Source organism: Ensifer sp. 22521 (genome assembly GCF_052044795.1).
Taxonomy (GTDB): Bacteria; Pseudomonadota; Alphaproteobacteria; order Rhizobiales; family Rhizobiaceae; genus Ensifer.
Map to the genome: position 1 here is coordinate 1 of NZ_JBQENM010000027.1, position 23,458 is coordinate 23,458.

Sequence of the window (23,458 nt, forward strand, 5' to 3'; positions counted from 1 at the left end):
GCCTGCTCTCTGTTGTCTCTGAAGAGTTTCCACTTTGTCGGCCGGAAGGCGATGCGGCTGTGGTCGCCGGCGGCGGCGCGTTCGGGCGACAGTTCGATCTCGACATGCGGATGGTTGCGGCCAAGATCGAGTTCGAGATGGCGGGTGCCGGCAACGCGGCGGCTGGCGGTGACGAGGCCGGCAAGACAGCCGCCGCAGCCGTCGATCAGCTCGATGTCGTGCGGGCGGAAGTGCAGGTTGGCAGGCCCGTCCGGCTCGGCCGGGGCCCTGAGCCCGATCGGCCGGTCCTCGAACCAGATCTCGCCGTTCTGGAGCGTGACGGCGAGCGCGTTCGACTGGCCGATGAAGCCGAAGACGAAGGGCGAGACCGGATGGTCGTAGATCTCGTCGGGGGTGCCGACCTGTTCGATCGCGCCCTTGCTCATGACGACGACGCGGTCTGCCAGTTCCAGCGCCTCCTCCTGGTCGTGGGTGACGAAGATCGTCGTGTGGCCGGTGCGGTCATGGATCTCGCGCAGCCACTTGCGCAGTTCTTTTCGCACCTGGGCGTCGAGCGCGCCGAACGGCTCGTCGAGCAGCAGCACGTTCGGCTCGACCGCCATGGCGCGGGCGAGCGCCACGCGCTGGCGCTGGCCGCCGGAGAGCTGGGCCGGATAGCGTTTGTCGAGACCGGAGAGCTGCACCAGGTCGAGCAGGTCGAGGGCCCGCTTGCGGATTTCGGCGGCCGGCGGCCTTCGGCCCGACGGGCGCACCTTGAGGCCGAAGGCGACGTTGTCGAGCACGGTCATGTGGCGGAAGAGGGCATAGTGCTGGAAGACGAAGCCGATGTTGCGCTGCTGCACGGTCTTTTGCGAGGCGTCCTCGTCACCGAAGAAGATCGTGCCGCCGGTCGGGCTTTCGAGCCCGGCGACGAGACGCAGCAAGGTCGTCTTGCCGGAGCCGGAGGGGCCAAGCAGCGCGATCAGCTCGCCGGAGCGGATATCGAGCGAGACGTCGTCGAGCGCCGGGAAGCGGCCGAATTCCTTGCGGATGTTGTGAACGCGCACGTCCATAGCGTTTGACCTTTCAATGCCTGCGGCTGGCGGCGATCTCGGCGCTGTAGCGGATCTCCAGCGCCGTCTTCAAAATCAGGGTGATCAGCGCCAGAAGCGCCAGCAACGCCGCCACCGCGAAGGCGGCGACGAAGTTGTATTCATTATAGAGGATTTCGACCTGCAACGGCATGGTGTTGGTCTCGCCGCGGATATGGCCGGAGACGACCGAGACGGCGCCGAACTCGCCCATGGCGCGGGCGTTGCACAAAAGCACGCCGTAAAGCAGCCCCCATTTGATGTTGGGCAGCGTCACGAACCAGAAGGTCTGCCAGCCCGATGCCCCCAAGGACAGTGCCGCCTCCTCGTCGCTGGAGCCCTGTTCCTGCATCAGCGGGATCAGCTCGCGGGCGACGAAGGGGAAGGTGACGAAGACGGTGGCGAGCACCAGCCCGGGCACGGCAAACAGGATCTGGATGCCGTGGCTCTGCAGCCAGGGACCGATCAGGCTGTGCGAGCCGAACAGAAGCACGAAGACGAGGCCGGAAATGACCGGCGAGACCGAGAACGGCAGGTCGATCAGCGTCGTCAGGAACGCCTTGCCCTTGAACTCGAACTTGGCGATCGCCCAGGCGGCGGCAACCCCGAAGACGAGGTTGAGCGGCACGGCGATGACGGCGACGATCAGCGTCAGGCGGATGGCCGAGAAGGTCTCGGTGTCGCCAAGCGCGGCAACGAATTCACCCACCCCCTTGCGCAGCGCCTCGGTGAAGACGGCGGCAAGCGGCAACAGCAAAAACAGCGCGACGAAGACAAGGGCGGTGATCGTCAGGGTCAGCCGGGCAAAGCGGCTTTCGGAGGTGGCGGCGGCCAGCGCCGGCAGGGCGGGCTGTGGGCCGGATGCGGGCAGAGGATTGGCGGTCAGATCATGCGACATAGACATATCTCCGCCGGCTCCAGGCCTGGATCGAGTTGATGAGGAGCAGCATGGCGAAGGAGATCGCCAGCATCACCGCGGCAATGGCGGTGGCGGCGGCGTAGTTGAACTCTTCGAGCCTGATGACGATCAGAAGCGGCGCGATCTCGGAGACATAAGGCAGGTTGCCGGCGATGAAGATCACCGAGCCGTATTCGCCGACGCCGCGGGCAAAGGCGAGGGCAAAGCCGGTCAAGCCGGCCGGCAACAGCCCCGGCAGCAGCACCCGGCTGATCGTCTGGAAGCGGCTGGCGCCAAGGGTGGCTGCGGCTTCTTCCACCTCCTTGTCGATCTCCTCCATGATCGGCTGCACGGTCCTGACGACAAACGGCAGGCCGACGAAGATCAGCGCGACGACGATGCCGGACGGCGTAAAGGCGATCTTCAGGCCGAGCGGCTCGATGAACTGGCCGATCCAGCCGTTGCCGGCATAAAGCGTCGTCAAGGCAATGCCGGCGACCGCCGTCGGCAGCGCGAACGGCAGGTCGACCATGGCATCGATCACCCGTTTGCCGGGGAACCGATAGCGCACCAGCACCCAGGCGAGGATGACGCCGAAGACGAGGTTGATGACGGCGGCGAGAAACGCCGTGCCGAACGAGATCTTCAAGGCATTGAGCGTGCGCGGATCGAGCGCCAGCTCAAAGAACTTGGCCCAGCCGAGCCCGCTTGCCCGCCACACCAGTCCCGACAGCGGGATCAACACGATCAGCACCAGCCAACTCAGCGTGATCCCGAGCGACAGCCCAAAACCAGGCAAAACACTCGGCTGGCGAAATCGCCAGCGGCTCCCATTGCGTCGGTCCGTCAACTTCCAGTCACCTTTTCAGCCCTGCAACCGCAAACGGTCGCGCCATCCCCTCATCCAAACCGATCATCAAGTCGCCGGTTGGCCGGCTTGTCAGAGCGCCGGTGTATTTCGGCGCCAAACTAACAATTTCACGGGCTCCAACAACGCAAATTTTTGACGCTGGGACGGGTCACAAGGAAACTGATTTCGCTTTTGAGCCGCGTCGCTGGAAACACTCTACTGCGAATATTGTTCCATGCCGGATTATCGATCACGCGGGCGCAGCTTTCAGACAGGAAAATAAATACTATCGATTTTATAGATATTAGGCGTTCCTTGCTTCTCCGCCGTCTGTCGGTTGCGCATAGTCGGTCCAGAACCGGACCTGCCTGCAACGGGTCGTTGTAACTCCCGCATCGCCTTCGCAAGAGATTGATGTCATGGCAAAAACGCTGATCATTCCGGGATTGTTCGGGTCCGACGAGGGACACTGGCAACGCCATTGGTTGAGAGATCACCCGGATGCCGCTCTGGTCGAACAGGTCGATTGGAACCGGCCGAGGCTCGATGATTGGCGCGATGCTCTCGAACGCGAAATCCTCCGGCACGGAATCGTCGACCTGGTGGCCCACAGCCTCGGCTCGGTTCTTGTTGCCAACCTGGCGCGGCGTCCCCTGGCAAGACATGTGCGCAGCGCACTGCTTGTTGCGCCCTGCGACCTTGACCCCACCGACCGCCTGCATCCCGGCGCCATCGATTTCGGCGCGATGCCCGACCTGCCGCTCCCTTTTTCCAGCCTCGTCGTCGGCAGCCTCAACGATCCCTATATGCCTTTCGACCGCCTGCGGCACGTTTCGACACGATGGGGTGGCCGTCTCGTCGACCTTGGCTATGCCGGCCATATCAATATCGCCAGTGGCTTCGGCCGCTGGTCGCATGGCTATGATCTGTTGCGTGTGCTGAACGGCATCGNCGCGCAACCGATCGAACTTGAGGTGATGGACCGCTCAGCGGCCTGGCCTGAAGCCTTGTAACGAGAGCTAGCCCGACGGGCTCTTCCACATGGCACTTGATGTTCAGATCGTTTCGCGCTCTAATAGCGCACTAACTTTATAGAGTATGCCGTCTAGGGATGACCATGCACCAAAGTGCCAGGCCAACCAGAACAACGGATACGGGCTCGACCGCTGCCGCGGCGGGCGCTATGTTTTCCCGACCCCGCGACTATGTCGTATATCGAGACCTCGGTCGGCAATATTCACAATTCGGTCGGTGTCCGCGTTCCGAACCGAAACAGCCATGCATTTCAGACTTTGCCGGGTAGTACCGGCCATGGGAGAGTGCAGATGACTGTCCATGGATTGTTTGCGAAGGTCGCTCCCGAGGGGGCCGCTGCGCGAGCCAAACCGCATATCGCTATCATCGGCCGCGGCTTTTCCGGCGTGATGATGGCCATTGCGCTGATGAAGTCGGTGCGGACTGCGTTCCACGTCCACCTCTTCGATCCGCAGCCGACGATCAGCGGCGGACAGGTGTTGGCCGCCGCCCAGAGTGGCGAGATCCTCAACAGCCGAGTGCGCGACCTTTCGGTCGCCGCAGGCCAGCCGGAGGATTTCAATGACTGGCTGTTGGCGAATGCCGAATTCCGCGCGGCCGTTTCCGCCGCGATTCCCGGCTTTCAGCAGATTTTCGTGCCGAAGAGCATCTTCAGCGACTACGTCTATCAGCGCTTTTCCGAAGCGCTGACCCGCCGGCCCGATATTTCAATGCAGCTTTCCTGTCAGGCGGTACTGGGGCTACGCAAGCAAGCCAATGGCCGCTTCCTGGTGGTGCAGGAGGAAGCAACGGTGGAGTGTGATGCCGTCGTGTTGGCCACCGGCTTCGGCCTTCGCCAGGGCGAGATGGAGATCGCCGAGGAGGAGAAGCCGCTGGTGCGCGCCCGCCGCCTCGTCGTGCCGCGTCATGCCGCCCTGCTCGGCAGCGGCGTTCGCGTCGTCGACCGCCTGCTGCAATTGCGCGACAACGGCTTTGCCGGCGAGATCACCATTCTCTCCCGGCACGGCTTTCTGCCGCAGCCGCATACGCGTCTGGCGGCCGCGCCGACCTTTCCGGTCGAGCCGATGCCGACCCGGCTCGGCGATATCGTCCGCTTCGTCCGGCAGGCTTGCGCAGAGGCGGAAGCCGCCGGCCTTGGCTGGCAGGCGGCCATGAATGGCCTGCGCAGGCGCGCTCGCTCTCTCTGGCAATCTTTGCCTGAGGAGGAAAAGCACCGGTTCAACCGGCACCTTCGGTCGATCTATGACAGCCACCGCAACCGCCTGCCGGCGCCCCTGCACCTGCGGCTCCAGCAGGAGCTTGCCGGCGGGCAAACCACCATTCGGAAGGGCTGGGCGGGCAAGCGCCGTCCTGATGGCTTGATGGTGCGCTGGGCGGGTGAAAACGAGGAGACGTTGCTTTCCGCCGATCAGGTAATCGACTGTCGCTGCTCGGCGCCGGACCTTCGAGCGCCGCTGATGCAGAGCCTTTTTGCCGGTGGCCTGGCGGAGCCGGACGAACTCAGTCTTGGGATTGCCGTCAGCCCGGCTGGCGAGGTTCTGGCCGCCGGGCAGCCGACGCGTAACCTCTATGCGATCGGACCGCTCGGCGTCGGCAGCCTGCCGGACATCGACCTGGTGCCCGAAATCGTGACGCAGACCTATGCGGCGGCGCGATTGATCGCCACCCGGCATCGCGTGACGCTGAAGACCGGGTGACGGTACAACGCGATCTCCCCGGGGCGTCAGCGTCGTGTCGCCCACGGTACCAGCCATCGCTCGAGCAGGCGTGCCGCCATCTCGAAGACGAAAGCGACGGCGGCAATGACGACGATGCCGGCGATCACCACATCGGTCACCAGAAACTGGGCAGCAGACTGGATCATGAAGCCGAGGCCGCGTGTTGCCGCGACCAGTTCGGCCGCCACCAGCGTCGACCAGCCTGCACCAAGCGCAATCCGTGTCCCGGTCAGGACCGACGGCAGGGCGCTTGGCAGGATGACGTGGCGTAGCACCTGCAGACGCGACGCGCCAAAGGCGCGGGCCGCGTTGATGTGATCGCTCCAGGTGGATTTGACACCGGTCGCCGTGGACAGAATGATCGGCGGCAACATTGCGAGCGCAATGACCGCGATCTTGGAGGCCTCGCCGATCCCCAGCCAGATGATCACCAACGGCAAATAGGCAAGCGGCGGCAAGGGTCGCAGGAATTCCACGATCGGATCGAGGATGCCTTTCCCAAGCCGGCTTGTGCCGATGGCAATACCGGCCGGCACGCCGAGGAGGATTGCGGCTGCAAGAGCGCCGAAAATCCGCAGAAGGCTGGCGCCCACATGCTGGGCGAGGGTCGCGTCGACGAAGCCTGTGACGGCGAGGCTTTGCAGAGCCTTGTAGACGGCGAGCGGCGAGGGCAGGAAGAGCGCCGAGACGAGACCATAGCTTGCAGCAAGGCTCCAGAGGGCCAGCAACGCGACGACCGTCGCCAGGGATATCCAGGCGAGCGGTAGCGGCGATCTCGTCGTGCCCTGTTCCGGTTGCTCGACGATGTCGCGCGGTTGATGCGTCGTCGACGGCGCGCTCTCGATCGAGAGGCTCATGCGGCGATCCCTTCGTCTTCGGCATGGATGAGAGCGGTCAGTTCGTCATGCAAGCGCCGGAACGCAGGCGAACTGCGTATCTCGGCGAGCGGTGCACCGGCCAGAAGATCACGACCGAACGCAGTGGCGATCTCGCTGGCGATGCGCCCGGGATTGGGCGCGAGCACAATGATCCGGGTCGCGAGCAGAAGCGCTTCCTCGATACTATGGGTGATCAGGAGTGCGCCGACGCCGCTCTTCTGCCAGACATCGAGAAGAAACCCCTGCATCCGGCTGCGCGTGAGTGCGTCGAGTGCGCCGAGCGGTTCATCCATCAGCAGGAACTTCGGGTCTGACGCGAGCGCCCTGGCGATACCGACCCGCTGGCGCATGCCGCCGGAGAGCTCCCAGACGTGTCGGTCCGCCGCATCAGGCAAACCGACCCGGTTGAGGAGGCTGCGCGCTCTCTCCAGCCGCTCCGGCCTCGCAATACCGCGCAGATGAAGCGGAAAGGCGACATTGTCGAGAGCGGTCAGCCACGGATAGAGCGCATCGTTCTGGAAAACCACGGCCCGATCTGCACCCGGACCCGCAACTGGCCGGCCATCGACGCAGACCTGACCGCTGCTTGCCGCCACGAAGCCAGCCGCCAGATTGAGAAGACTGGTCTTACCCGAGCCGGAGCGACCGATGACGACGACGAATTCGTCACGGGCGATCTTGAGGCCAATGGAAGCGAGGACAGGGGCGGCCCTGCTGTCGGGAGCTGCATAACGCAGCGTGATATTTTCGAGCGAAAGTACGGACATCCTGCTGTTCCATGCTGGGTGGCGCGCTGGCATGCTCGCCCGGCTTCATGAGCCGGGCGAGCTCTCGAACGGGGTGGTCTCAGAACGAGAGCTTCGCTGCCTCCTGCGCCCATCGCGCGGAGACGTAGGGCGTGTAATCCGGAAGCACCGCGGGAATCTTGCCCTGCTCAAGCAGGAAGGCCGAAGTCTCGGCGATGGCCTTGGCCGTCGCTCCGCCGAGAAGATCAGAGCCTGCCTGCTCTTCAAGCGAAGGGAAGTAATAGCCCTTGAGGAGCGTCGGCACGTCCTCGGGCTTTGCGCCTGTCAGGCGGGCGATCTTCTCCACCTCAGGCGAACCGGCGTTCCAGCTTTCCGGCTTTGCGCGGTAATCCGCATAGGCGTCGCCAGTCACCTTGACGAAGCCAGTCACGATATCCGGATGCTCCTCGGCAAACTTCTTGCTGACGATCCAGGCATCGAAGGTAGGACCTCCCCATTTCGCCACGTCGCTCGAGGTCGCAAGCACGGTTGCGGTCTTCTTGATCTCGGAAAGCACCGGATCCCAGACATAGGCGCCGTCGATATCGCCGCGCTGCCAGGCAGCTGCGATTTCCGGGGGGCGAAGGTTGAGGATTTCGACCGACTTCGGATCGATGTTCCAGTGTTTCAGCGCCGTGAGCAGGCTGTAATGCGCCGTCGAAACGAAGGGGGTCGCGATCTTCTTGCCGGCAAGCTGCTCCGGCTTGTCGATGCCCTTGACGGCGAGGGCCTCGGCTTCGCTGATCAGTCCGACGACGAAGATGGTTTCGAGGGGGAGCTGCCGGCTGGCGGCAGCGGCGAGCGGCGACGAGCCGACATAGCCGATGTCGATCGACCCGGAGGCGAGCGCGGCGATCACGTCGGCGCCGCCATCAAACTTTTGCCAGGTGATCTTGGCTCCGGTGATTTTTTCGTAGGTGCCAACCGCCTGCGGCACCCGAGACGGCTCGACGATCGGTTGGTAACCGATTGTAAACGTCGTTTCGGCGGCGAGAGCGGGGAAGGTGGTCTGGCTGGCCAGAAGCAGGGCCGCGCTTGCGGCAAGAAGGGTGCGTCTGCGGATCGTCATTGTGTGCTCCTTAACGGTTGGGGTCCTGGCCCCGCTCCGGAGCCTCATCACAATGCTGATAAAAAGGTGGATTTTATATAGATAATTTATTCCGCATTTCTCTGAACTGCAGTGGTCCCATTCCAAAATTGAGGCGTTTCCGCGCAGCTTCGTGCGCCTGCCGTGGGCTCGCAGCGAGGCTAGAGATCAAGACCGCCGTAGCGGCCGTTGTGGTAGACGATCGGCTCGCCGGAGCCCGCGCTGATCGCCACGACCCGGCCGAGGATGATGGCGTGGCTGTGGCGCTCGATGATTTCCTCAACCTCGCAGTCGATCGCGGCCAGCGCGCCGCTCAATGCCGACGCGCCGCTTGCCAGCCTCACCCAGTCGGCTCCCTCGTAGCGGGCAGAGCCCTTGGCTCCATCCAGGCCGGAGAAGCGCTCCGCCACCCTCTGGTGCTCTCGCGAGAGGACGTTGACGCAGAAATGCCGGTAGCGCTGGATGATCGGCCAGGTCGAAGACGTCCGGTTGATATTGACGATCATGGTCGGCGGGTCCACCGACAGCGCCGTCGCCGAGGTGACGGTGGCACCCGTCCGGTCGTCCCCGATGCCGGCAGTGATCACGGAGACGCCCCCTGAGAAATTGCGCATCGCCGCCTTGAGGGCGGGCGCCGTGATCGGTTCGTAGCCATTGCTGGTTGGAATACTTGCGTCGAATGCTGGAGATGCGGCGAGCGCGATCGTCATGGCCAGTCCCTCGAAAATTTCGCCTAATTCCCGATCGCAAACCAGCGATACGAGAAAAATTTTTCCTCGCATCAAAAATGATAGCCCGATTTTTGATTGTCAATAAATTTTATAGAGTTTATGTTTTTTATAGTCGGCGAGGCGATCATGGCTGCCGAAAGCGAACTTGCGAGGAGGCATTTGCCGATGAACACTGCACCCGTGAAAATCCCTGAAAAGATCAATGTTCTCTGGTTTCTGCCGACCCACGGCGACAGCCGCTATCTCGGCACCATACGTGGCGGCCGCAATGTCGATATCAACTATCTGAAGCAGGTGGCTCAGGCGGCCGATTCGCTCGGCTATTACGGCGTTCTCATTCCGACGGGCCGTAGCTGCGAAGACAGCTGGGTCGTTGCCTCGGCGCTGGCGCCGCTCACGGAGAAACTGCGGTTTCTGATTGCGGTGCGGCCAGGGCTTCTATCACCGACGCTGGCGGCGCGCATGACGGCGACGCTCGACCGGCTCTCGAATGGGCGGCTTCTGATCAACGTCGTCACCGGCGGCGACCCGATCGAAAACAAGGGCGACGGTATCCACTTCTCGCACACGGAGCGCTACGAGGTGACCGAGGAATTCCTCAACATTTACAAAGCCGTGCTTCGCGGTGAAGAAGTCGATTTCAAGGGAAACCACTTCGATATCGAGGGCGGGAAGCTTCTGTTTCAGCCGGTGCAGAAGCCGCATCCGCCGCTCTATTTCGGCGGCTCCTCAGGCAAGGGCCAGGAAGTGGCGGCGCGCACGATCGACAAGTACCTGACCTGGGGAGAGCCTGTCGAAGACGTTGCCAGGAAGATTGCCGAAGTTCGTGCGCTCGCCGACGCCGAGGGCAGGGACCTGACCTTCGGCATTCGCCTTCATGTGATCGTGCGTGAAACCGCCAAGGAGGCATGGCAGGCGGCCGACGAACTGATACAATATGTCGATGACGACACGATTGCCGCCGCACAGAAGGTGTTCGAGCGTATGGATTCGGTTGGTCAGAGCCGCATGAGCCGCCTGCATGGCGGCCGACGGGACAAACTTGAAGTCGCTCCGAACCTCTGGGCCGGGGTCGGCTTGGTGCGCGGCGGCGCGGGCACGGCCCTTGTCGGCGACCCCGACCAGGTGAAGGCTCGCATGGAGGAATACCGCCAGGCGGGTATCGATAGTTTCATCCTGTCTGGCTATCCGCATCTGGAGGAGGCCTATCGTTTCGGTGAACTGGTGCTGCCGAACCTGCCGCTTGCCCATGCGGTTCCGGCCCGCGAAGCGTCGATCAACACCGGCCCGTTTGGCGAGACGATTGCCGGCGATCATCGTCCGAAACTGAAGGTTTCCCAATCGTGACAGGACCGGCGCGCCGCACCGTGATCGCAATCGTCGGCGGCGGCTTCACCGGGGCGGCGGTTGCTGCAAATCTCGCGCGGAACGTAGCAAGCGACGGCGCGACCATCATCGTCTTCGAGCCGCGGGCGCGCCTCGGCGCGGGCCTCGCCTATGACACGGACAATCCTGCGCACCGTATCAATGTGCCGGCCGCGCGCATGAGCCTGATCCCCGACGATCCTGACGATTTCCTCAACTGGATGGCGGCAAAAGGTGAACCGCGCGGCGACCCCGAGGCTCTGGCGGTCGATGGCAATCTCTATCCGCGCCGAGCGGTCTTTGGTCGCTACGTCTGCGAGTTCGTCGCACCGTTCCTGAAAAGTGGAAAGGTCGAGCATCGGCGCGAACGTGTCGCGCATATCGATCGTCACGGGGATCGTTGGCGGCTGAGCAGTTCAGCCGGCACCGAACTGCTGGCCGATATCGTCGTTATCGCCACCACCCATCCGGCGCCCTGTGCCCCGCGGCGCCTGGATCAGGCGCTTGACGGCCACCCGCGCTATGTGGCGGATTCCACGGTCGCAGGTTCCCTGGCCTGCATCCGCGCCGATGATCGCGTCCTTGTCGTCGGAAACGGGCTGACGGCAGCCGACGTGATTGCCTCGCTGGGGCTCGCCGATCATCGCGGGCCGGTCGTCGCCCTTTCACGCCGGGGCTTGCGGTCACGCGGCCATGCCGGAGTGCCCCAGGAGCCGTTCGGCGATTTCACCAGCGACCCGGTGCGAACCGCGCTCGAATTGCTGAAGCGCGTCCGACGTGCCGTGCAGGACGCGGCCGATATCGGCACGAGCTGGCATGGGGTTTTCGACGCGCTTCGCAGCCAGGGTGGCCAGATCTGGCGGGCGCTGCCGGTGGCGGAGCGCCGCCGCCTCGTGCGCCATCTGCGTCCCTTCTGGGACGTTCACCGTTTTCGCGTGGCGCCGCAGATCGATGGAACGATCCTGCATGGGCTGGAGCAAGGGCGGCTCCGAATCCTCGGCGCTTCGGTCGAGGAGGTGTGGAGACGCGGTCATGTCATCGCCGTCGATATCCGTCACCGACACACCGGTCACCGGGAGCGCCTGCTGTTCGATGCCTGTGTGGTGACGACCGGCCCGGCTCATACTGGCATTCTCTCGAGTCAGGCCTGGCTTGCAGACCTTGCTTCACAGGGATGGCTACGTCTGGATGACGTGGGCTTGGGCCTCGCCTGCGACGAGGCAAGCCGCGCGATCGGGGTGAACGGCACGGCTGAGCCATCGCTCATCGTTGCCGGACCGCTGGCGCGCGGTACCTTCGGGGAGCTCATGGGCCTGCCACAGGTCAACGATCAAGCGATTTTCGTCGCCGAAGAGATTGCAGGCATGCTGCTGAAGCCTGAGCGAAGCGGCCGACGTGTCGCTTCCGTGGCAAAAATTCAGCAGAGGCCGGTAACGACCGTTCGCGGCGCCGCTAGCCGTTGACCGGCGTGGTTTCACCATCGAGACGCAGCGACCAGTCCTCGACCGTGCGCGTCTGCAGGCGCTTGGTCGCATAGTCCCGCCAGCTGGATGGAAGAATGGCAAGATTGGCGATCTCTTCAAGCGCGTGGCGATTGAGCGTATCGACGTAGAGAAAGTGCCAGAGCCGGGCGATCGTCCACTCGGGATGACGGCGCTCGACGAGGTGCAATCGGTCGCCGGCCGAAACCAGTCCGGCTTCGATGACGCGATAGTACCAGCCGGTGCGGCCGGATTGCTGAAGGCGCCGCGCCATGTCGGGCAAGTCGAAGCGGCGGTTCAATTTCCAGCAGGGCTGCCGGCCCTGGCTCACTTCCAGAAGGGCGCCGCCGAGGCGAAACCGATCTCCGACCGCGACATCGCCCTCCGTCAGCCCCAGGGTCGAGAGATTTTCGCCGAAGGCGCCCGGCTGTTTTAACAGCGGTATGGAGCCGATCTCGTCCGTCCAGGCCCGATAATGATCCCGGGGGTAGTGATGCACCGCCTTGTCGACACCGCCGTGCCTTTTGAGATCGCCCTGATGATCGCCGGAAAAGCCGGTGGCACAGAGCTCAACGGCGCCGTCCAGCGGATGTTTGTCGATGCCGCTCAGCGTCCCCCGATCGTCGATCGGCGCGAGGCTGCCGACGAGCAAGGCGTCGAGGGAGATCGGCTGCCGATCAATCATCGATCTGCTCCAGCCAATCGCCAATCATCGCTGCGGCGGCGCGCTCCAGACTGGGGCCGAAGCGCTGGGCATCGGCACGAAGATCCGGCACGCTCAATCCTGCCGCCGCCAGTTCGCAGGCATGGCCGACCAGCCAGCGTTCGAAGGCAGCACCCGTTTCAGCCTCAGGATGAAACTGCAGGCCAAGAATCTTGCGCCCGCGCATGAAGGCCTGCTGTGCGATCTGCTGCGTCGACGCCAGCAAGTCAGCGCCGGGCGGCAGGTCATAGGTATCGCCATGCCAGTGCAACACGGAAACGTCGGCGAGATGACTGAGAGGTGAGGCGAGGCCTGAAGCAGAGAGGCTCAGCGGTGAGAAACCGATCTCCTTGATGCCGGACGAATAGACGCGAGCGCCGAGCGCCCGAGCGATCAGTTGCGCACCCAGGCAAATGCCAAGCGTTGGCCGATCTGCGGAAAGACGCGCTTGCAGCATCGCGATCTCTTTTGCGACGTAGGGGTAGGCCGCCTCCTCATAGACGCCGATCGGGCCGCCGAGCACGACGAGAAGATCCGGCTCGATCGGATCGAACGAAAGATAGTCTGCATCGCCGACATCTCGATACTCGATGGCAAACCCCGCCGCATGCAGCGGATCCGCAAAGGTGCCAAGGTCTTCGAAATGCACATGCCGCACGGCGACGGCCTTCCTTGCAGTCATCATCCGTCTCCTCTAGCGGCGTCCATCATGCGTGTTGGGGACCGTGCAGCCGTCGCTCGTGCACCCGAGCGCTTCCGGACCAGCGGCAGAGAAGTCCGGGATCGGGGTCGCGAGCAGCGTGGCGAGGCGCGCGCCGATGACCATGTCGTCTTCGATCCCGAAGTGATGGTGTTCAACGTGACCGTCACGGCCGATGATGATCGCAGTTGGCGTGCCGCGCATACCGTAGCGCTCCATCGTCTTCGGGATCGGCCCGTCATCCGATGGCTGATCGACGGCGATCGGGAAGGTCAGCCGGTATTCGTGAATGAAGGCCTTGAGCGCGTCCGGCGTCATGACCGCGTGATGCTCGAACACCGAATGCAGGCCGATGACCTGCAGGTCGGTCTCGCGAAAGACGGTCTGGACGCGCTGAGTCTGCGGCAGGCCGTGCGATACACAGGCGGGGCAGAGCATCTGAAAGGCATGGAGGAAAACGACCCGGCCGCGCAGCCGTTCGAGGCTGAAAGGCGCAGGCGTATTGAACCAGGTCGAAACGGCGAGTTCCGGGGCGGCGATCCGATAGTTGCTGTTCATTGTCATCTCCGGAGATGGCCGGACGGGCGCTGCCGTCCGGCCGCCTTGTCAGGCCGCTTCGCGAACGAGCTTCACACCGGGGAAATCGACCGGTACGGCAAGCGCGACGTTGATGTAGTTCGTGAAGAGATTGAGCGCGACATGGGCGATGATCTCGACGACATCCTGATCGTCGTAACCGGCATCACGCAGCGCCCGCACTTCGGCATCAGTGATCTGGCCGCGTGCTTCGACGAGTTTTTGGGCGAAGGTCAACGCCGCCGCCGTCTTCGGGTCGGACGACTTGCCCCGTTGCGCATTCGCCATTTCTTCCGCGGTCGCCCCGGCCTTGCGGCCAAGCGCGGTATGGGCGGCCAGGCAATAGTTGCAATCGTTGCGGTCGGCGACGGCAACGGCGATCTGCTCGCCGAGCTTGGCGCCGAGACGGCCGTTTCCGAGCGCGCCGAAAGAACCCCACATGCTGGCAAGGGCAGCCGGCGAGTTGGCGACCGCCCGGAACATGTTGGGGGCGATGCCGAAGGCGGAGCGGATCTCGCCAAGCAACTCGCCACTGGCGCCGGTTGCCGAATTGGGGTCAACTAGATTAATTCTGCTCATGGTTTTCTCTTTCTATTTGCGTGGAGGGAGAAAATTGCCGGTCCGCCGATGGCAGTCGTCGGACCGGCGCCGACATCATCGGCACCCGCTCGCGGTACTGAGAACGGTGCTCGCGGGCTCCGATGTTGAAGCTGGTGGCGAGAGCATGGCCGCTCGCTCGGTCTTGCGCCCGGCTCGGCTGCCGGCGCGTGTGTTTCCTTTCATTCTCATTTCAGGCCGCGCCGCGGTTGAAAACCCGCCAGGCAGCGTCCCGGTCCGCATCGTCGGCGCTTTCAAATTCACCGCAGTCAACGCGCAACTCCGCCGGCCCGAATGCGGCATCGACGAAGGCGCAATGGTGCGGTGCCTTCGGATCGTCGTAGACATGGGGGCGGAAGTAGCGACAGTTGACGCACATGCGCTGTTCCGGAATGGCGCCAGCCGACTGCAGGCGGCGGATGATCCTGACGAGGTGTATCAACAGGTCCTGCTGCTCGAGCTTGGAAAGCGCGGCGATGGCGTCCTGCGTGGCCGATGCCAGTTGACCGGCCTGGCGAACCGCAGCTTCGCCCTGCAGCGTCGCCGCGACTGAAAGGGCCCGCGCGTCGTTGGGGTCGGCCCGTTTCTCGACGAGCCCCTTGCGCAGGAGCGCGTTGACCGAATCCGTCGTGGTCGGCTGGCTGACGCCGAGATAGGCGGCGATCTGCTTGACGCGCATACCGCTTCGGTCGCGGGCGACGAGAAAGGTGAGTATTTGCAATTGCGTCGGATTGAGGCCGATCGCCTCGGCGGTCGTCCAGGCCTCGCTGCGCTTGGCCGTTGCCACGCGCGATAGCCCGTCACCAATCCGGTCGACCAAGGTGGGTGTATTACCAGGTTCGTTGCTCATGGCGTCATTTGTATAGGGATCCTATGTATTGTCAATGAGCGTTGGAAAAGCGCCGCGAATTTGACGCGCATCAAAGTAGAGGGGGGATCGCGGGCCTATTTCTCTGTTCGAACAACCCGAGCACGGGCTGGTCGCTCAAATGGAGAAGACGATGTTGAATGCAATCAAGAGCGGATTGGGTATCGCCATCGCGGCAATGCTTGTCGCAGCACCTGCAGCCACTGCAGACTTCGAAGTGCACATGCTGAACAAGGGCAAGGATGGTGCGATGGTGTTCGAGCCGGCATCGCTGAAAGTTGCGCCCGGTGACACGGTCACCTTCATGCCGACCGACAAGGGGCACAATGTCGAATCCATCAAGGGCATGATCCCGGATGGCGTCGAGGCTTTCAAAAGCAAGATCAATGAAAACTACAAGGTGACTTTCACCGCTCCCGGGGTCTACGCCGTCAAATGCACCCCGCACTACGGCATGGGCATGGTCGGCGTTGTCCAGGTCGGCGACGCTCCTGCCAACCTCGACGCCGTGAAGGCTGCCAAGAACCCGAAGAAGGCGCAGGAGCGCCTGGATGCCGCCCTGGCGGCGCTCGGAAACTAAGCGTTAGGCTACGCTTCGGAGCGGGGTGGGGACAGGCCGCTCCTGGCGACCGCGCACTGGGTGAGGCGCGACGCCATCATGCGGAACCAATGCGAAGGCTTCGCGTTGGTTCCGCATGGATCAGATCACCGCCGAATTGTTCCCGCCTTCACAGATTCCCTATCCCGTCATATTTGCGCGCATCCTCGGTGCGCTGTTTTTAGGTGCCGTCATCGGCTTCGAGCGCGAGGCAAAGGCGCGGCCGGCGGGGCTCAAGACCCACATGCTCGTCTGCCTTGCCGCCTGCACCTTCGGCATCATCTCGCTCGAAAGCGTCCGTCTCGGAGGCTTCTTCGACGATCGCGTCCGCCTCGATCCGTTGCGGGTTGTGGAAGCGGTGACGGCGGGCGTCGCCTTTCTCGCCGCCGGCACCATCGTGCTTTCCAGGGGGGAAGTTCAGGGGATAACGACCGGCGCCAGCCTCTGGCTCGCGGGGGCCATCGGTCTTGCGGTGGGCTTCGGTCAATGGGTCGTCGGCGGCCTTGCGGTTGCCTGTGCCTTCTCCGTCCTCTTCGTCATCGGCTCCATCGAGGCGCGGGCAATGCCCCACCAAAAGCCGGACGTCGAACCACAGGACGAGGCCAGCAATACCCACGCCAGGCGTTAGGGTTGACCCCACGTGATATGCTCGAGCGCCCGGCCATCTAAAAAAGTTATCAATTTGCATGAGTTAACGACGCTACTATTTTGATTTTTATATTTATTATTGCTTGCTATACGGGATCTCTTTCCCAGCTCATTCTCGTGAAATCCCAGACCGGCAGAGCGTTGTGCAGGGAAAGATTCTGGCGGGCTGGAAGCGTACTGCTTCTCGTCCGCATGGCAGCGATTGGTCTTTCCGGTAGATCGAATATACCTATCTAAACAAGATATTGCGCCATTTATCTCATCTAATTGGCGGGAGGATAGCCGAACAAACAGCGCGGCTCGTCGACGGTTTGAGCACACCGCGCTCCTGGTCGATGGCGGATCGCACCAAATCTGTTCGGCAATTCCTGTCGGAACCGGTAAAGTCAACAGACGCTGCAACTAGGAAGGCTCGATGGACTCTACCGGTTCCTTTGCTGCCAAATTGCTATCGGCGACGCTGTTGTTCGACCAGACGTCTTTGTCCGCACTGGAGGCTCTGGCCGCCAACTCCGATCGCAGGATCTTGCGCCGCGGCGAGATTCTCGTTCGTGAGGGAGACCGCTCGGACCGCTTCTTCGTCGTTCTGTCGGGCCGCTTCACGGTGCACCGCGAGGGAGCTGCCCAGCCCGTCGCCGAGATCGGCCAGGGCGAGCTTGTCGGTGAGGTCGGCTTCTTTGCCGCGCTGCCCCGCATTGCCACCGTGATTGCAGCGCGTGATTCCATAGTACTCGAGATTCGCGACGACCAGTTCGAGAGGGCTGCAAAGGCGTTGCCCAGCCTGCGCCAGTCGGTGACGACGTTTCTCGCGCGCCGGTTCGCCATGCAGTCTCCAGCGCTGGCGCAGCAGCCCTGCAGGCTTCGGACGCTGGCGATCGTTCCTGCGGGCCGCAGTCGTATTTCCCCTGATTTCATCGCACAGCTCCGCACCGCATTTGCTGCGGACAAGCGGGTCGTGTTCTTGACCCGAAGGGATCTCGAACACCGCTTCGCCAGGCTGCCGATCGACGATCAGCCCGTGCTCGACTGGCTGAACCATCTCGAGATCAAGGCGGATATCATCGTTTATGTCGCCGATGACGAGCCAAGCGACTGGACGCGTGTGTGTATCCGCCAGGCCGACAACGTCCTGCTCTTTGCCGATGCATCCGACCCGCCGGGGCTCAGCCCCTGCGAGGCGCTGGCGCTCTCGGTCCACACGCCGTCCAACCTTCGGCTTGTGCTTGTTCACCGGACGCGCGCGGCAACGGTTTCCGGAACCGCCGCCTGGCTCGACGCACGGGCCGGCGTTCGCCAGCATCACCACGTTTCGCTGGAAGATCGGTTGGATGTCGAACGTCTGGTCCGTTTCCTCTCAGGTGAGGCCAGGGGCTTTGTCGCCGCCGGCGGGGGCTCGCTCGGCTGCGCGCATATCGGTGTCTACAAGGCATTCGTCGAGGCGGGTGCATCCTTCGACTATCTTGGCGGCACCAGTTCCGGAGCCGCAATCATGGCTGGCTTCGCCAGCGGATTGGACGCCGACGCCATCGATCGGGGAACGCACCTCATCTTCGTCAAGAGCCGCGCGTTTCGTCGCCTCACCTTGCCGCAATATGCGCTGCTCGATCACAAGGTGCTCGACCGCACGCTGCAGGCGGAATATGGCGACGTTCTGATCGAGGACCTCTGGCTTCCGTTCTTCGCTCTATCGACCAATCTCAGCAGCCGGCAGGCGCATGTCCATCGCCGGGGAAAACTTTGGCAGGCTGTCAGGGCGTCAGGCTCGATCCCCGGCGTCCTGCCGCCGTTCTTTACGGCCGAAGGAGATATGCTTGTCGATGGCGCCATCATGAACAATCTGCCGCTGGAGCAGATGAAAGAACTCAAAACCGGCCCCAATGTGGTCGCGAGCCTGGGGTCCGACGGACCACGGAAACATCATATCGACTATGACAGCATCCCGGGAGCGTCCGAACTGGCGGTGCGGATGCTCACACCCTTCGGTCGTGCCAATCTGCCGAAGGTCCCGAGCGTGATCCAGGTGATTACGGCGAGCGTGCTGGCACACAGGCCGGAAGAAGTCATGCTCGGTGAACGCGACCTGCTCGTCTCCCCGCCAATTTCGAGCGCAATCGGGTTCATGGACTGGAGCCGGCATTCGGAGCTCTACGTCGAAGCTTACGACTGGACGAAACGATGGATCGAGGACCACCTCACCGAGAGCGACCCGAAGCTCCTGCAGATACTTGGCATTCAGCCTGGGCACGAGCTGTCGCAGACTATCGGTAACAGGGCGTATTCGGTGGTTGAAAAGGGGCGGTGAAACGTGATTGTCCGGGAGTCCCGGATGAATAGCATCGCTCATTCCGAATTGTCACCGTCCTCTTGCGGTTGTAGTATTTTAGGATAGCCTTGTGGGGGATTAGCCCACATCGGCTATTTCGTTTGGTGTTGAGAAAGATCAATAAATAGAGAGCCCTCGGACAGGCTGCGGCTCGAACTCGAAAATACTTCGTCCCCGGATTGGTATGCCGATCGGGTTCCCTTGGATGTACCTGCGGGACGTCTTTGGCATACGGCGCACGGCAAGCGTGTGCCCCGCCACAGTGTTCCCATTTGCTTGAAGTGGATCGACACGATGCCTGAAAAAAAAGATCTAGACCCGACCGCAAAACCCTTAAGCGCCCAAGATCTGAGAAAGCAGATGCTCGAGCGCGAAATGGAAGAGATGGACAAGGAGCGGCGGCTGAAAGCCCTCGAAGAACAGAAGCATGCCGACTTTGCCGCTGATTTTCTCAAAGAACAAGTGACGGAAGAGGAAATTGGTATCGTCCGCCGCCTTGTCGCGAACGCCGTCAAGGCCGGCAAATTCGAGGCGTTGGTCTATAGCTTCCCCTCCGAGCTTTGCACGGATAGCGGACGCGCCATCAACAGCGCTGACCGTGACTGGCCGCAGACCCTGCAGGGCAAGGCGAAGGAATTTTTCGATCGCTATCAGACATACGGCAAGCCGCAAGGCTATAAGCTGAAGGCAATGATCATCAACTTTCCGGGCGGTGTGCCCGGCGATGTCGGGTTCTTCCTGAACTGGGCTCCGGACAAGGCCTAAAGCCTGTCGCGCAAAAGTGCGCAGCGGTTTTGCGACAACGACATGCTTAAAGCGCAAGGAGCGAATCTGAAAGATCGCTACGCGCTTTAGGCGCGACCATACCCGGTGTCGAATGACGCGCCGGCATCGGTGGTTCCGCATTCCTACTATCAGGGAACGCTCAACCGTTTCTGTAAGCCCGCGCCAGAAGGCGCGGGCTTATCAGCCTTAGAAAACGTCAGGTACGGTTCTGCGAATGTGATCGTCGTCTGCGAAGCCGCCCGGTCGCTTCTGGCGCTTGCCGAGGTCCGGTTCGGAAAACTTCACGCGCTCATAAGGGATCGAGGCGAGAATATGCGAGATGCAATTGATCCGCGCCCGCTTCTTGTCGTCTGACGGTACAATCCACCAGGGCGCATACTCCGTGTCCGTCATGCGGATCATCTCGTTATAGGCCCGGGTGTAGTCCCACCAGCGCTGATATGACTCGACGTCCATGGGGCTGAGCTTCCACTGGCGCAACGGGTCTGCGATGCGCTGACGGAACCGGCGCTCCTGTTCCTTCTCGCTGACATCGAGGAAGTATTTCAGCAGGACGATGCCGCTTTCGACCATTGCCGCTTCGAATCGCGGTGCGAGTTCGAGGAAACGTCGGGCGCTGTCATCCGAGCAAAAGCCCATGACGCGTTCCACGCCCGGGCGGTTGTACCAGGACCGGTCGAAAATCACAACTTCGCCGGCCGCCGGCAGGTGTTGAATGTAGCGTTGCATGTAGATCTGCGATTTTTCCCGCTCCGTTGGCGCGGGCAGGGCCGTGACCCGGAAGACACGGGGGCTGACGCGCTCGGTAAACCGCCTGATCACGCCGCCCTTGCCAGCGGCATCGCGTCCTTCGAAGACAATGACGATGCGGGCGCCGGTCTTTTTAACCCAGGCCTGCAGGTGTGCGATTTCTTCCTGCAGCCGGGCGAGTTCCTTGGCGTAACCACTGGATGATCGTTCCTCTGATGCCGCTGCTTCGGCAGCGGCGCCGTTCTTGTGCTTATTCTTTTTCTTGCCTTCGTGTTTTCCCATCGTTCCCTCCCGTTTCGATACTGCGCGCTGTTTTCATGGCGTTGGAGTTCGCAGTGATTTCCCCGTCCGCCGTCTTACCTTGGCCGTATCGGGCCTCGTAGGCGTCGAGCGCGTCCTCCATGCTCTCGAAGACCATGCTCGGCCCAATTCTTTCGATGATGCCCGCGCGGTCGAGGAGGGCGCGGGCATCCGTGTGCAATTCCGCCAGACCGAGTGCAATGTCGCGCGCCTTTAGTTCGTCGGCCAGTTCCCCGAGCATCTCGGCGGCGGTGCTGTCGATCTGAGGGATCGCACTGGCATCGATGACCAGCCAATGGGCCGGCGGCGGCAATTCGTCGGCAATGGCCGTCAAGCGCTCCCGCACATAGTCCGCATTGTAGAAAAGCAGGCTGTCCTGGATCATGCAGGCGCCGAAGCCCGGCACAGGACGTGCATCCGGTGCGCGATGCAGCTTATAGAAGCCGTCCCGACCAGGAATCCTGCCGAGCAGGGCGTCGTGCGGATACATGGCCTGCAGCAGCAAATAGATCAGCGTTGCGGCAATGGCGATGACCACGCCGTTCAAGACGCCGAGGCCGATCGGTCCCCACAAGGCGATCAGGGCAAAAACGAACTCGATCCGGTTGACGCGCCATATCCGCCTGAGGCCTTCGAGGTCGATCAAACTGAGTGCCGTTGCCGCGAGAATCGCACCCAACGCCGCGATCGGGAGGATGCGCAGAACGCTGCCGAGAAACACGAGCACCGCCATGAGGGTCGCGGCCGCGACCAGGCTTGCGATTTGTGAACGACCGCCGACGGCAAAGTTGACGGCGGTGCGGGAATCCGAAGCCGTGACCGGAAACGTGCCGAACAGCCCGGCGGCGAAGTTTGCCGCACCGAAGCCCGTCAGTTCACGGTTCGGATCGACGCGGTAGCCGCCGAGCGTTGCGAAACTACGCGCGGCAATGACACCGGAGCCGAAGCTGACGAGGAAGATGGCGGCTCCGCCGGTCAGCAAAGCATCAATCGGCAGGTTCCCGATGCGCGGCAGGATGAGCGACGGCAGCCCTTGCGGTATGTCGCCGACGACCGCCATTCCGCGTCCCTCGAAGTCAAAGAGAAAGGAAAGCAGCACAGCCAAAAAAACGACTATTACCGGGCCAGGTATGGGCGAGCGATAGATGCGGGCCACTTGCAAGAGTGCAAAACAGGCCAAGGCGAACGCCAGCGTGGGCCAATGGATCGAACCGGCTTGCCGCAGGAGTTCGAGCACAGGTGATACCAAGCCATCGGACTCGATATTGACGCCGGTAAAGCGCTTGATCTGCCCAACCAGGATCGATAGCGAGATGCCGGCGAAGAAGCCGATCAGGATCGGGCGTGACAGAAAGGTCGCCAGCACCCCGAGCCGTACAAGGCGCGCAATCAAGCATAGGATGCCGACGATCAGCGCCAGCAGCGCGGCTGCTGTCACGCGGTCGACCGTCGCGCCGGATGTAGCGAACACCGTTGTCAGAACCGCTGCCAACACGGTCATCGTGGCAGCGTCCGGACCAACGATGAGCTGGCGCGACGGGCCGAAGAGCGCATAGGCGATGAGCGGCGTGATGCTGGCATAGAGGCCGGTTTCGGCGGGCAGTCCGGCTATGGCCGGGTAGGCGATGGCGCTGGGAAGGCCAACGGCGGCAATTGCAAGTCCGGCGGAGATATCGTTGCGTAGCCATCCGACGCGGTAACCATCCAGGTTCGCGAGCAAAGGCAGGCGAGGCAGAGTAAATGCCATGCTCGGGCCCCCGGACTATGCCTCCTCCAGCCGGCAACGGTTCCGCGCCGAACAAGAGGGCCAAACGAATGGACCATAGCATTGCAAATATTAGAGATGCAAAACTTTTCGTTTTGCCTGGCCACGCACGATGCGCAAAAGTTGCAGCGTCCGCTCAGTGAAAGCCTCCACTACGTGTGCCTGATCCTGATCTCACCACGGAGCGGCTTGAGACCGCACGTCCGCAGATGCGCCTACGCCGGACACCCGAAGCCCAGGTCGCCTTAATTGGACGCGCGCGCCGGCCCCGCAGAATGCCTGAAGAGCGGTCAGGGCGGGCTCTATCCCTTCACGTATCCCGGACTCTCAACGATCGTTCCATCCCGAATGCGCATGTCAACTCCGCGAACCCGGTCCGTCTCGTTTTCGCTTCAACGCAACTGCCGGCGGATGATCCCGCGGTCGTTGCCGGCCTGCTCGAAGTCGCATATCTGGACGATTCGACGCGAATTCCTGCCCTGGTCGAAGAAGCGCTGGAAAGGCTGCTCGTCCGGCGCAAGACTCAACATAGCGCTTGAGCGTGCCGGCGAGATTTCCCGCCGGCGAAGGGCGTTCCGCAACGCGGGTGTCGCCGGATTGCAAGGCTTCCGTGACAGAGCGCTGCGCGCAACTGAAGCGCAAGATGGCGCACCACACCGAACGGCGCAGTCAATGGAAATGCCGTCCGGGCGTCGCTGTTAAACCTTGGGCATGACGCCTTTGTTGACCAGCCATGTCTCGAAGGTGCCCGGGCATCCTTCGTTGAGCCATCTTCCCCGGTAGGAGAAACCGGGGGTGGCGCGTCCGCCGCTGACGAAGCCTTCGTCGTAACGACCGATCGCACCAACTGTCTTATGCATCTTTCCGGGATGTTTCTTCTTGGCCTTTGAGAATTTCACTGGATACCCCCTACGCATTACAACCGTGAAGTCATAGCGTCTCACAG

General features: G+C 62.5%; 23 protein-coding genes. 8 read left to right on the top strand and 15 right to left on the bottom strand.

Annotated elements, in window-relative coordinates; genetic code table 11:
- The 3 genes from ACTJKE_RS29490 to cysT form a co-directional block, all read right to left on the bottom strand.
- Nucleotides 1-1,052, bottom strand: a 1,052-nt coding sequence (locus ACTJKE_RS29490; RefSeq protein WP_440639824.1) for a sulfate/molybdate ABC transporter ATP-binding protein, incomplete at its 3' end; no start/stop codon positions are given.
- 13 nt (nt 1,053-1,065) lie between these two features.
- Nucleotides 1,066-1,968, bottom strand: a complete 903-nt coding sequence (gene cysW / locus ACTJKE_RS29495; RefSeq protein ID WP_113515237.1) for a sulfate ABC transporter permease subunit CysW — start codon at nt 1,966-1,968, stop codon at nt 1,066-1,068.
- Nucleotides 1,958-2,818 carry a sulfate ABC transporter permease subunit CysT gene (gene cysT / locus ACTJKE_RS29500; protein ID WP_440660708.1) on the bottom strand — a complete coding sequence of 287 codons (861 nt, stop codon included), beginning with the start codon at nt 2,816-2,818 and terminating at the stop codon, nt 1,958-1,960. The genes cysW and cysT overlap by 11 nt, the downstream gene beginning before the upstream one ends.
- Before the next feature lie 419 nt (nt 2,819-3,237).
- Here cysT and ACTJKE_RS29505 point away from each other — a divergent pair, with 419 nt between their 5' ends.
- On the top strand, nt 3,238-3,831 hold the full coding sequence (locus ACTJKE_RS29505; protein WP_440693370.1) for an RBBP9/YdeN family alpha/beta hydrolase: 594 nt from the start codon (nt 3,238-3,240) through the stop codon (nt 3,829-3,831).
- A 312-nt stretch (nt 3,832-4,143) separates the two neighbouring features.
- A complete protein-coding gene (locus tag ACTJKE_RS29510) occupies nt 4,144-5,550 on the top strand; it encodes an FAD/NAD(P)-binding protein (protein WP_058328011.1) in 1,407 nt (468 codons plus the stop codon).
- 26 nt (nt 5,551-5,576) lie between these two features.
- Here the strand turns inward: ACTJKE_RS29510 and ACTJKE_RS29515 are convergent, their stop codons facing one another.
- The 4 genes from ACTJKE_RS29515 to ACTJKE_RS29530 all read right to left on the bottom strand — a co-directional run bounded on the left by ACTJKE_RS29515 (nt 5,577) and on the right by ACTJKE_RS29530 (nt 9,031).
- Nucleotides 5,577-6,428: an ABC transporter permease subunit gene (locus tag ACTJKE_RS29515; protein ID WP_058328010.1), complete on the bottom strand. Its 852-nt coding sequence runs from the start codon at nt 6,426-6,428 to the stop codon at nt 5,577-5,579.
- Nucleotides 6,425-7,216, bottom strand: a complete 792-nt coding sequence (locus tag ACTJKE_RS29520) for an ABC transporter ATP-binding protein (protein WP_113515361.1) — start codon at nt 7,214-7,216, stop codon at nt 6,425-6,427. The genes ACTJKE_RS29515 and ACTJKE_RS29520 overlap by 4 nt, the downstream gene beginning before the upstream one ends.
- 79 nt (nt 7,217-7,295) lie before the next feature.
- Complete coding sequence (tauA, locus tag ACTJKE_RS29525; protein WP_058328008.1) at nt 7,296-8,303, bottom strand: taurine ABC transporter substrate-binding protein; 1,008 nt, start codon at nt 8,301-8,303, stop codon at nt 7,296-7,298.
- Nucleotides 8,304-8,482: 179 nt separating this feature from the next.
- Complete coding sequence (locus ACTJKE_RS29530) at nt 8,483-9,031, bottom strand: flavin reductase family protein (protein ID WP_082663588.1); 549 nt, start codon at nt 9,029-9,031, stop codon at nt 8,483-8,485.
- Nucleotides 9,032-9,217: 186 nt separating this feature from the next.
- On the opposite strand from ACTJKE_RS29530, the gene ssuD reads away from it, so the two are divergent.
- Together ssuD and ACTJKE_RS29540 are read left to right on the top strand one after the other, a co-directional pair.
- The gene (gene ssuD / locus ACTJKE_RS29535; RefSeq protein ID WP_058328018.1) at nt 9,218-10,399 is read left to right on the top strand and encodes an FMNH2-dependent alkanesulfonate monooxygenase; all 1,182 of its coding nucleotides are present in this window, start codon (nt 9,218-9,220) and stop codon (nt 10,397-10,399) included.
- Nucleotides 10,396-11,880 carry an FAD/NAD(P)-binding protein gene (locus ACTJKE_RS29540; protein WP_440693372.1) on the top strand — a complete coding sequence of 495 codons (1,485 nt, stop codon included), beginning with the start codon at nt 10,396-10,398 and terminating at the stop codon, nt 11,878-11,880. Before ssuD ends, ACTJKE_RS29540 begins: the two co-directional genes overlap by 4 nt.
- Here ACTJKE_RS29540 and ACTJKE_RS29545 read toward each other — a convergent pair.
- The 5 genes from ACTJKE_RS29545 to ACTJKE_RS29565 form a co-directional block, all read right to left on the bottom strand.
- Nucleotides 11,870-12,583 carry an MOSC domain-containing protein gene (locus ACTJKE_RS29545; RefSeq protein ID WP_058328007.1) on the bottom strand — a complete coding sequence of 238 codons (714 nt, stop codon included), beginning with the start codon at nt 12,581-12,583 and terminating at the stop codon, nt 11,870-11,872. The two genes, ACTJKE_RS29540 and ACTJKE_RS29545, sit on opposite strands and share 11 nt — an antisense overlap.
- The gene (locus tag ACTJKE_RS29550; protein WP_058328017.1) at nt 12,576-13,283 is read right to left on the bottom strand and encodes a glutamine amidotransferase; all 708 of its coding nucleotides are present in this window, start codon (nt 13,281-13,283) and stop codon (nt 12,576-12,578) included. The genes ACTJKE_RS29545 and ACTJKE_RS29550 overlap by 8 nt, the downstream gene beginning before the upstream one ends.
- Before the next feature lie 12 nt (nt 13,284-13,295).
- Nucleotides 13,296-13,859: a redoxin domain-containing protein gene (locus ACTJKE_RS29555; protein WP_082663586.1), complete on the bottom strand. Its 564-nt coding sequence runs from the start codon at nt 13,857-13,859 to the stop codon at nt 13,296-13,298.
- 48 nt (nt 13,860-13,907) lie between these two features.
- Nucleotides 13,908-14,456: a carboxymuconolactone decarboxylase family protein gene (locus tag ACTJKE_RS29560; RefSeq protein WP_058328006.1), complete on the bottom strand. Its 549-nt coding sequence runs from the start codon at nt 14,454-14,456 to the stop codon at nt 13,908-13,910.
- A gap of 211 nt (nt 14,457-14,667) precedes the next feature.
- A complete protein-coding gene (locus tag ACTJKE_RS29565; protein WP_058328005.1) occupies nt 14,668-15,324 on the bottom strand; it encodes a MarR family winged helix-turn-helix transcriptional regulator in 657 nt (218 codons plus the stop codon).
- A gap of 151 nt (nt 15,325-15,475) precedes the next feature.
- Between ACTJKE_RS29565 and ACTJKE_RS29570 the strand changes: the two genes are divergently transcribed.
- The 4 genes from ACTJKE_RS29570 to ACTJKE_RS29585 all read left to right on the top strand — a co-directional run bounded on the left by ACTJKE_RS29570 (nt 15,476) and on the right by ACTJKE_RS29585 (nt 19,676).
- Nucleotides 15,476-15,922, top strand: coding sequence for a pseudoazurin (locus ACTJKE_RS29570; RefSeq protein WP_440693374.1), 447 nt, complete (start codon nt 15,476-15,478; stop codon nt 15,920-15,922).
- Nucleotides 15,923-16,037: 115 nt separating this feature from the next.
- On the top strand, nt 16,038-16,568 hold the full coding sequence (locus ACTJKE_RS29575; RefSeq protein ID WP_058328004.1) for an MgtC/SapB family protein: 531 nt from the start codon (nt 16,038-16,040) through the stop codon (nt 16,566-16,568).
- 435 nt (nt 16,569-17,003) lie between these two features.
- A complete protein-coding gene (locus tag ACTJKE_RS29580) occupies nt 17,004-18,890 on the top strand; it encodes a patatin-like phospholipase family protein (RefSeq protein ID WP_440693376.1) in 1,887 nt (628 codons plus the stop codon).
- A gap of 315 nt (nt 18,891-19,205) precedes the next feature.
- Nucleotides 19,206-19,676 (top strand): hypothetical protein, encoded by a 471-nt coding sequence (locus tag ACTJKE_RS29585; RefSeq protein WP_058328016.1) that lies wholly within the window; start codon nt 19,206-19,208, stop codon nt 19,674-19,676.
- Between the two features lie 207 nt (nt 19,677-19,883).
- Here the strand turns inward: ACTJKE_RS29585 and ppk2 are convergent, their stop codons facing one another.
- From ppk2 to ACTJKE_RS29600, 3 genes are all read right to left on the bottom strand, one after another.
- On the bottom strand, nt 19,884-20,729 hold the full coding sequence (gene ppk2 / locus ACTJKE_RS29590; protein WP_058328001.1) for a polyphosphate kinase 2: 846 nt from the start codon (nt 20,727-20,729) through the stop codon (nt 19,884-19,886).
- The gene (locus ACTJKE_RS29595; RefSeq protein ID WP_082663584.1) at nt 20,698-22,494 is read right to left on the bottom strand and encodes a SulP family inorganic anion transporter; all 1,797 of its coding nucleotides are present in this window, start codon (nt 22,492-22,494) and stop codon (nt 20,698-20,700) included. The genes ppk2 and ACTJKE_RS29595 overlap by 32 nt, the downstream gene beginning before the upstream one ends.
- A 716-nt stretch (nt 22,495-23,210) precedes the next feature.
- Nucleotides 23,211-23,411, bottom strand: coding sequence for a hypothetical protein (locus ACTJKE_RS29600; protein ID WP_143033022.1), 201 nt, complete (start codon nt 23,409-23,411; stop codon nt 23,211-23,213).
- Nucleotides 23,412-23,458 lie beyond the last annotated feature (47 nt).

Bases quoted from the DNA above. Each gene is read 5' to 3' on its own strand.
- ACTJKE_RS29565 (WP_058328005.1), bottom strand. From the start codon at position 15,324: ATGAGCAACGAACCTGGTAATACACCCACCTTGGTCGACCGGATTGGT.
- ACTJKE_RS29585 (WP_058328016.1), top strand. From the start codon at position 19,206: ATGCCTGAAAAAAAAGATCTAGACCCGACCGCAAAACCCTTAAGCGCC.
- ssuD (WP_058328018.1), top strand. From the start codon at position 9,218: ATGAACACTGCACCCGTGAAAATCCCTGAAAAGATCAATGTTCTCTGG.
- ACTJKE_RS29555 (WP_082663586.1), bottom strand. From the start codon at position 13,859: ATGAACAGCAACTATCGGATCGCCGCCCCGGAACTCGCCGTTTCGACC.
- ppk2 (WP_058328001.1), bottom strand. From the start codon at position 20,729: ATGGGAAAACACGAAGGCAAGAAAAAGAATAAGCACAAGAACGGCGCC.
- ACTJKE_RS29580 (WP_440693376.1), top strand. From the start codon at position 17,004: ATGGACTCTACCGGTTCCTTTGCTGCCAAATTGCTATCGGCGACGCTG.
- ACTJKE_RS29595 (WP_082663584.1), bottom strand. From the start codon at position 22,494: ATGGCATTTACTCTGCCTCGCCTGCCTTTGCTCGCGAACCTGGATGGT.
- ACTJKE_RS29520 (WP_113515361.1), bottom strand. From the start codon at position 7,216: ATGTCCGTACTTTCGCTCGAAAATATCACGCTGCGTTATGCAGCTCCC.
- tauA (WP_058328008.1), bottom strand. From the start codon at position 8,303: ATGACGATCCGCAGACGCACCCTTCTTGCCGCAAGCGCGGCCCTGCTT.
- ACTJKE_RS29545 (WP_058328007.1), bottom strand. From the start codon at position 12,583: ATGATTGATCGGCAGCCGATCTCCCTCGACGCCTTGCTCGTCGGCAGC.
- ACTJKE_RS29570 (WP_440693374.1), top strand. From the start codon at position 15,476: ATGTTGAATGCAATCAAGAGCGGATTGGGTATCGCCATCGCGGCAATG.
- cysW (WP_113515237.1), bottom strand. From the start codon at position 1,968: ATGTCGCATGATCTGACCGCCAATCCTCTGCCCGCATCCGGCCCACAG.
- ACTJKE_RS29530 (WP_082663588.1), bottom strand. From the start codon at position 9,031: ATGACGATCGCGCTCGCCGCATCTCCAGCATTCGACGCAAGTATTCCA.
- ACTJKE_RS29510 (WP_058328011.1), top strand. From the start codon at position 4,144: ATGACTGTCCATGGATTGTTTGCGAAGGTCGCTCCCGAGGGGGCCGCT.
- ACTJKE_RS29550 (WP_058328017.1), bottom strand. From the start codon at position 13,283: ATGACTGCAAGGAAGGCCGTCGCCGTGCGGCATGTGCATTTCGAAGAC.
- ACTJKE_RS29515 (WP_058328010.1), bottom strand. From the start codon at position 6,428: ATGAGCCTCTCGATCGAGAGCGCGCCGTCGACGACGCATCAACCGCGC.
- ACTJKE_RS29575 (WP_058328004.1), top strand. From the start codon at position 16,038: ATGGATCAGATCACCGCCGAATTGTTCCCGCCTTCACAGATTCCCTAT.
- ACTJKE_RS29560 (WP_058328006.1), bottom strand. From the start codon at position 14,456: ATGAGCAGAATTAATCTAGTTGACCCCAATTCGGCAACCGGCGCCAGT.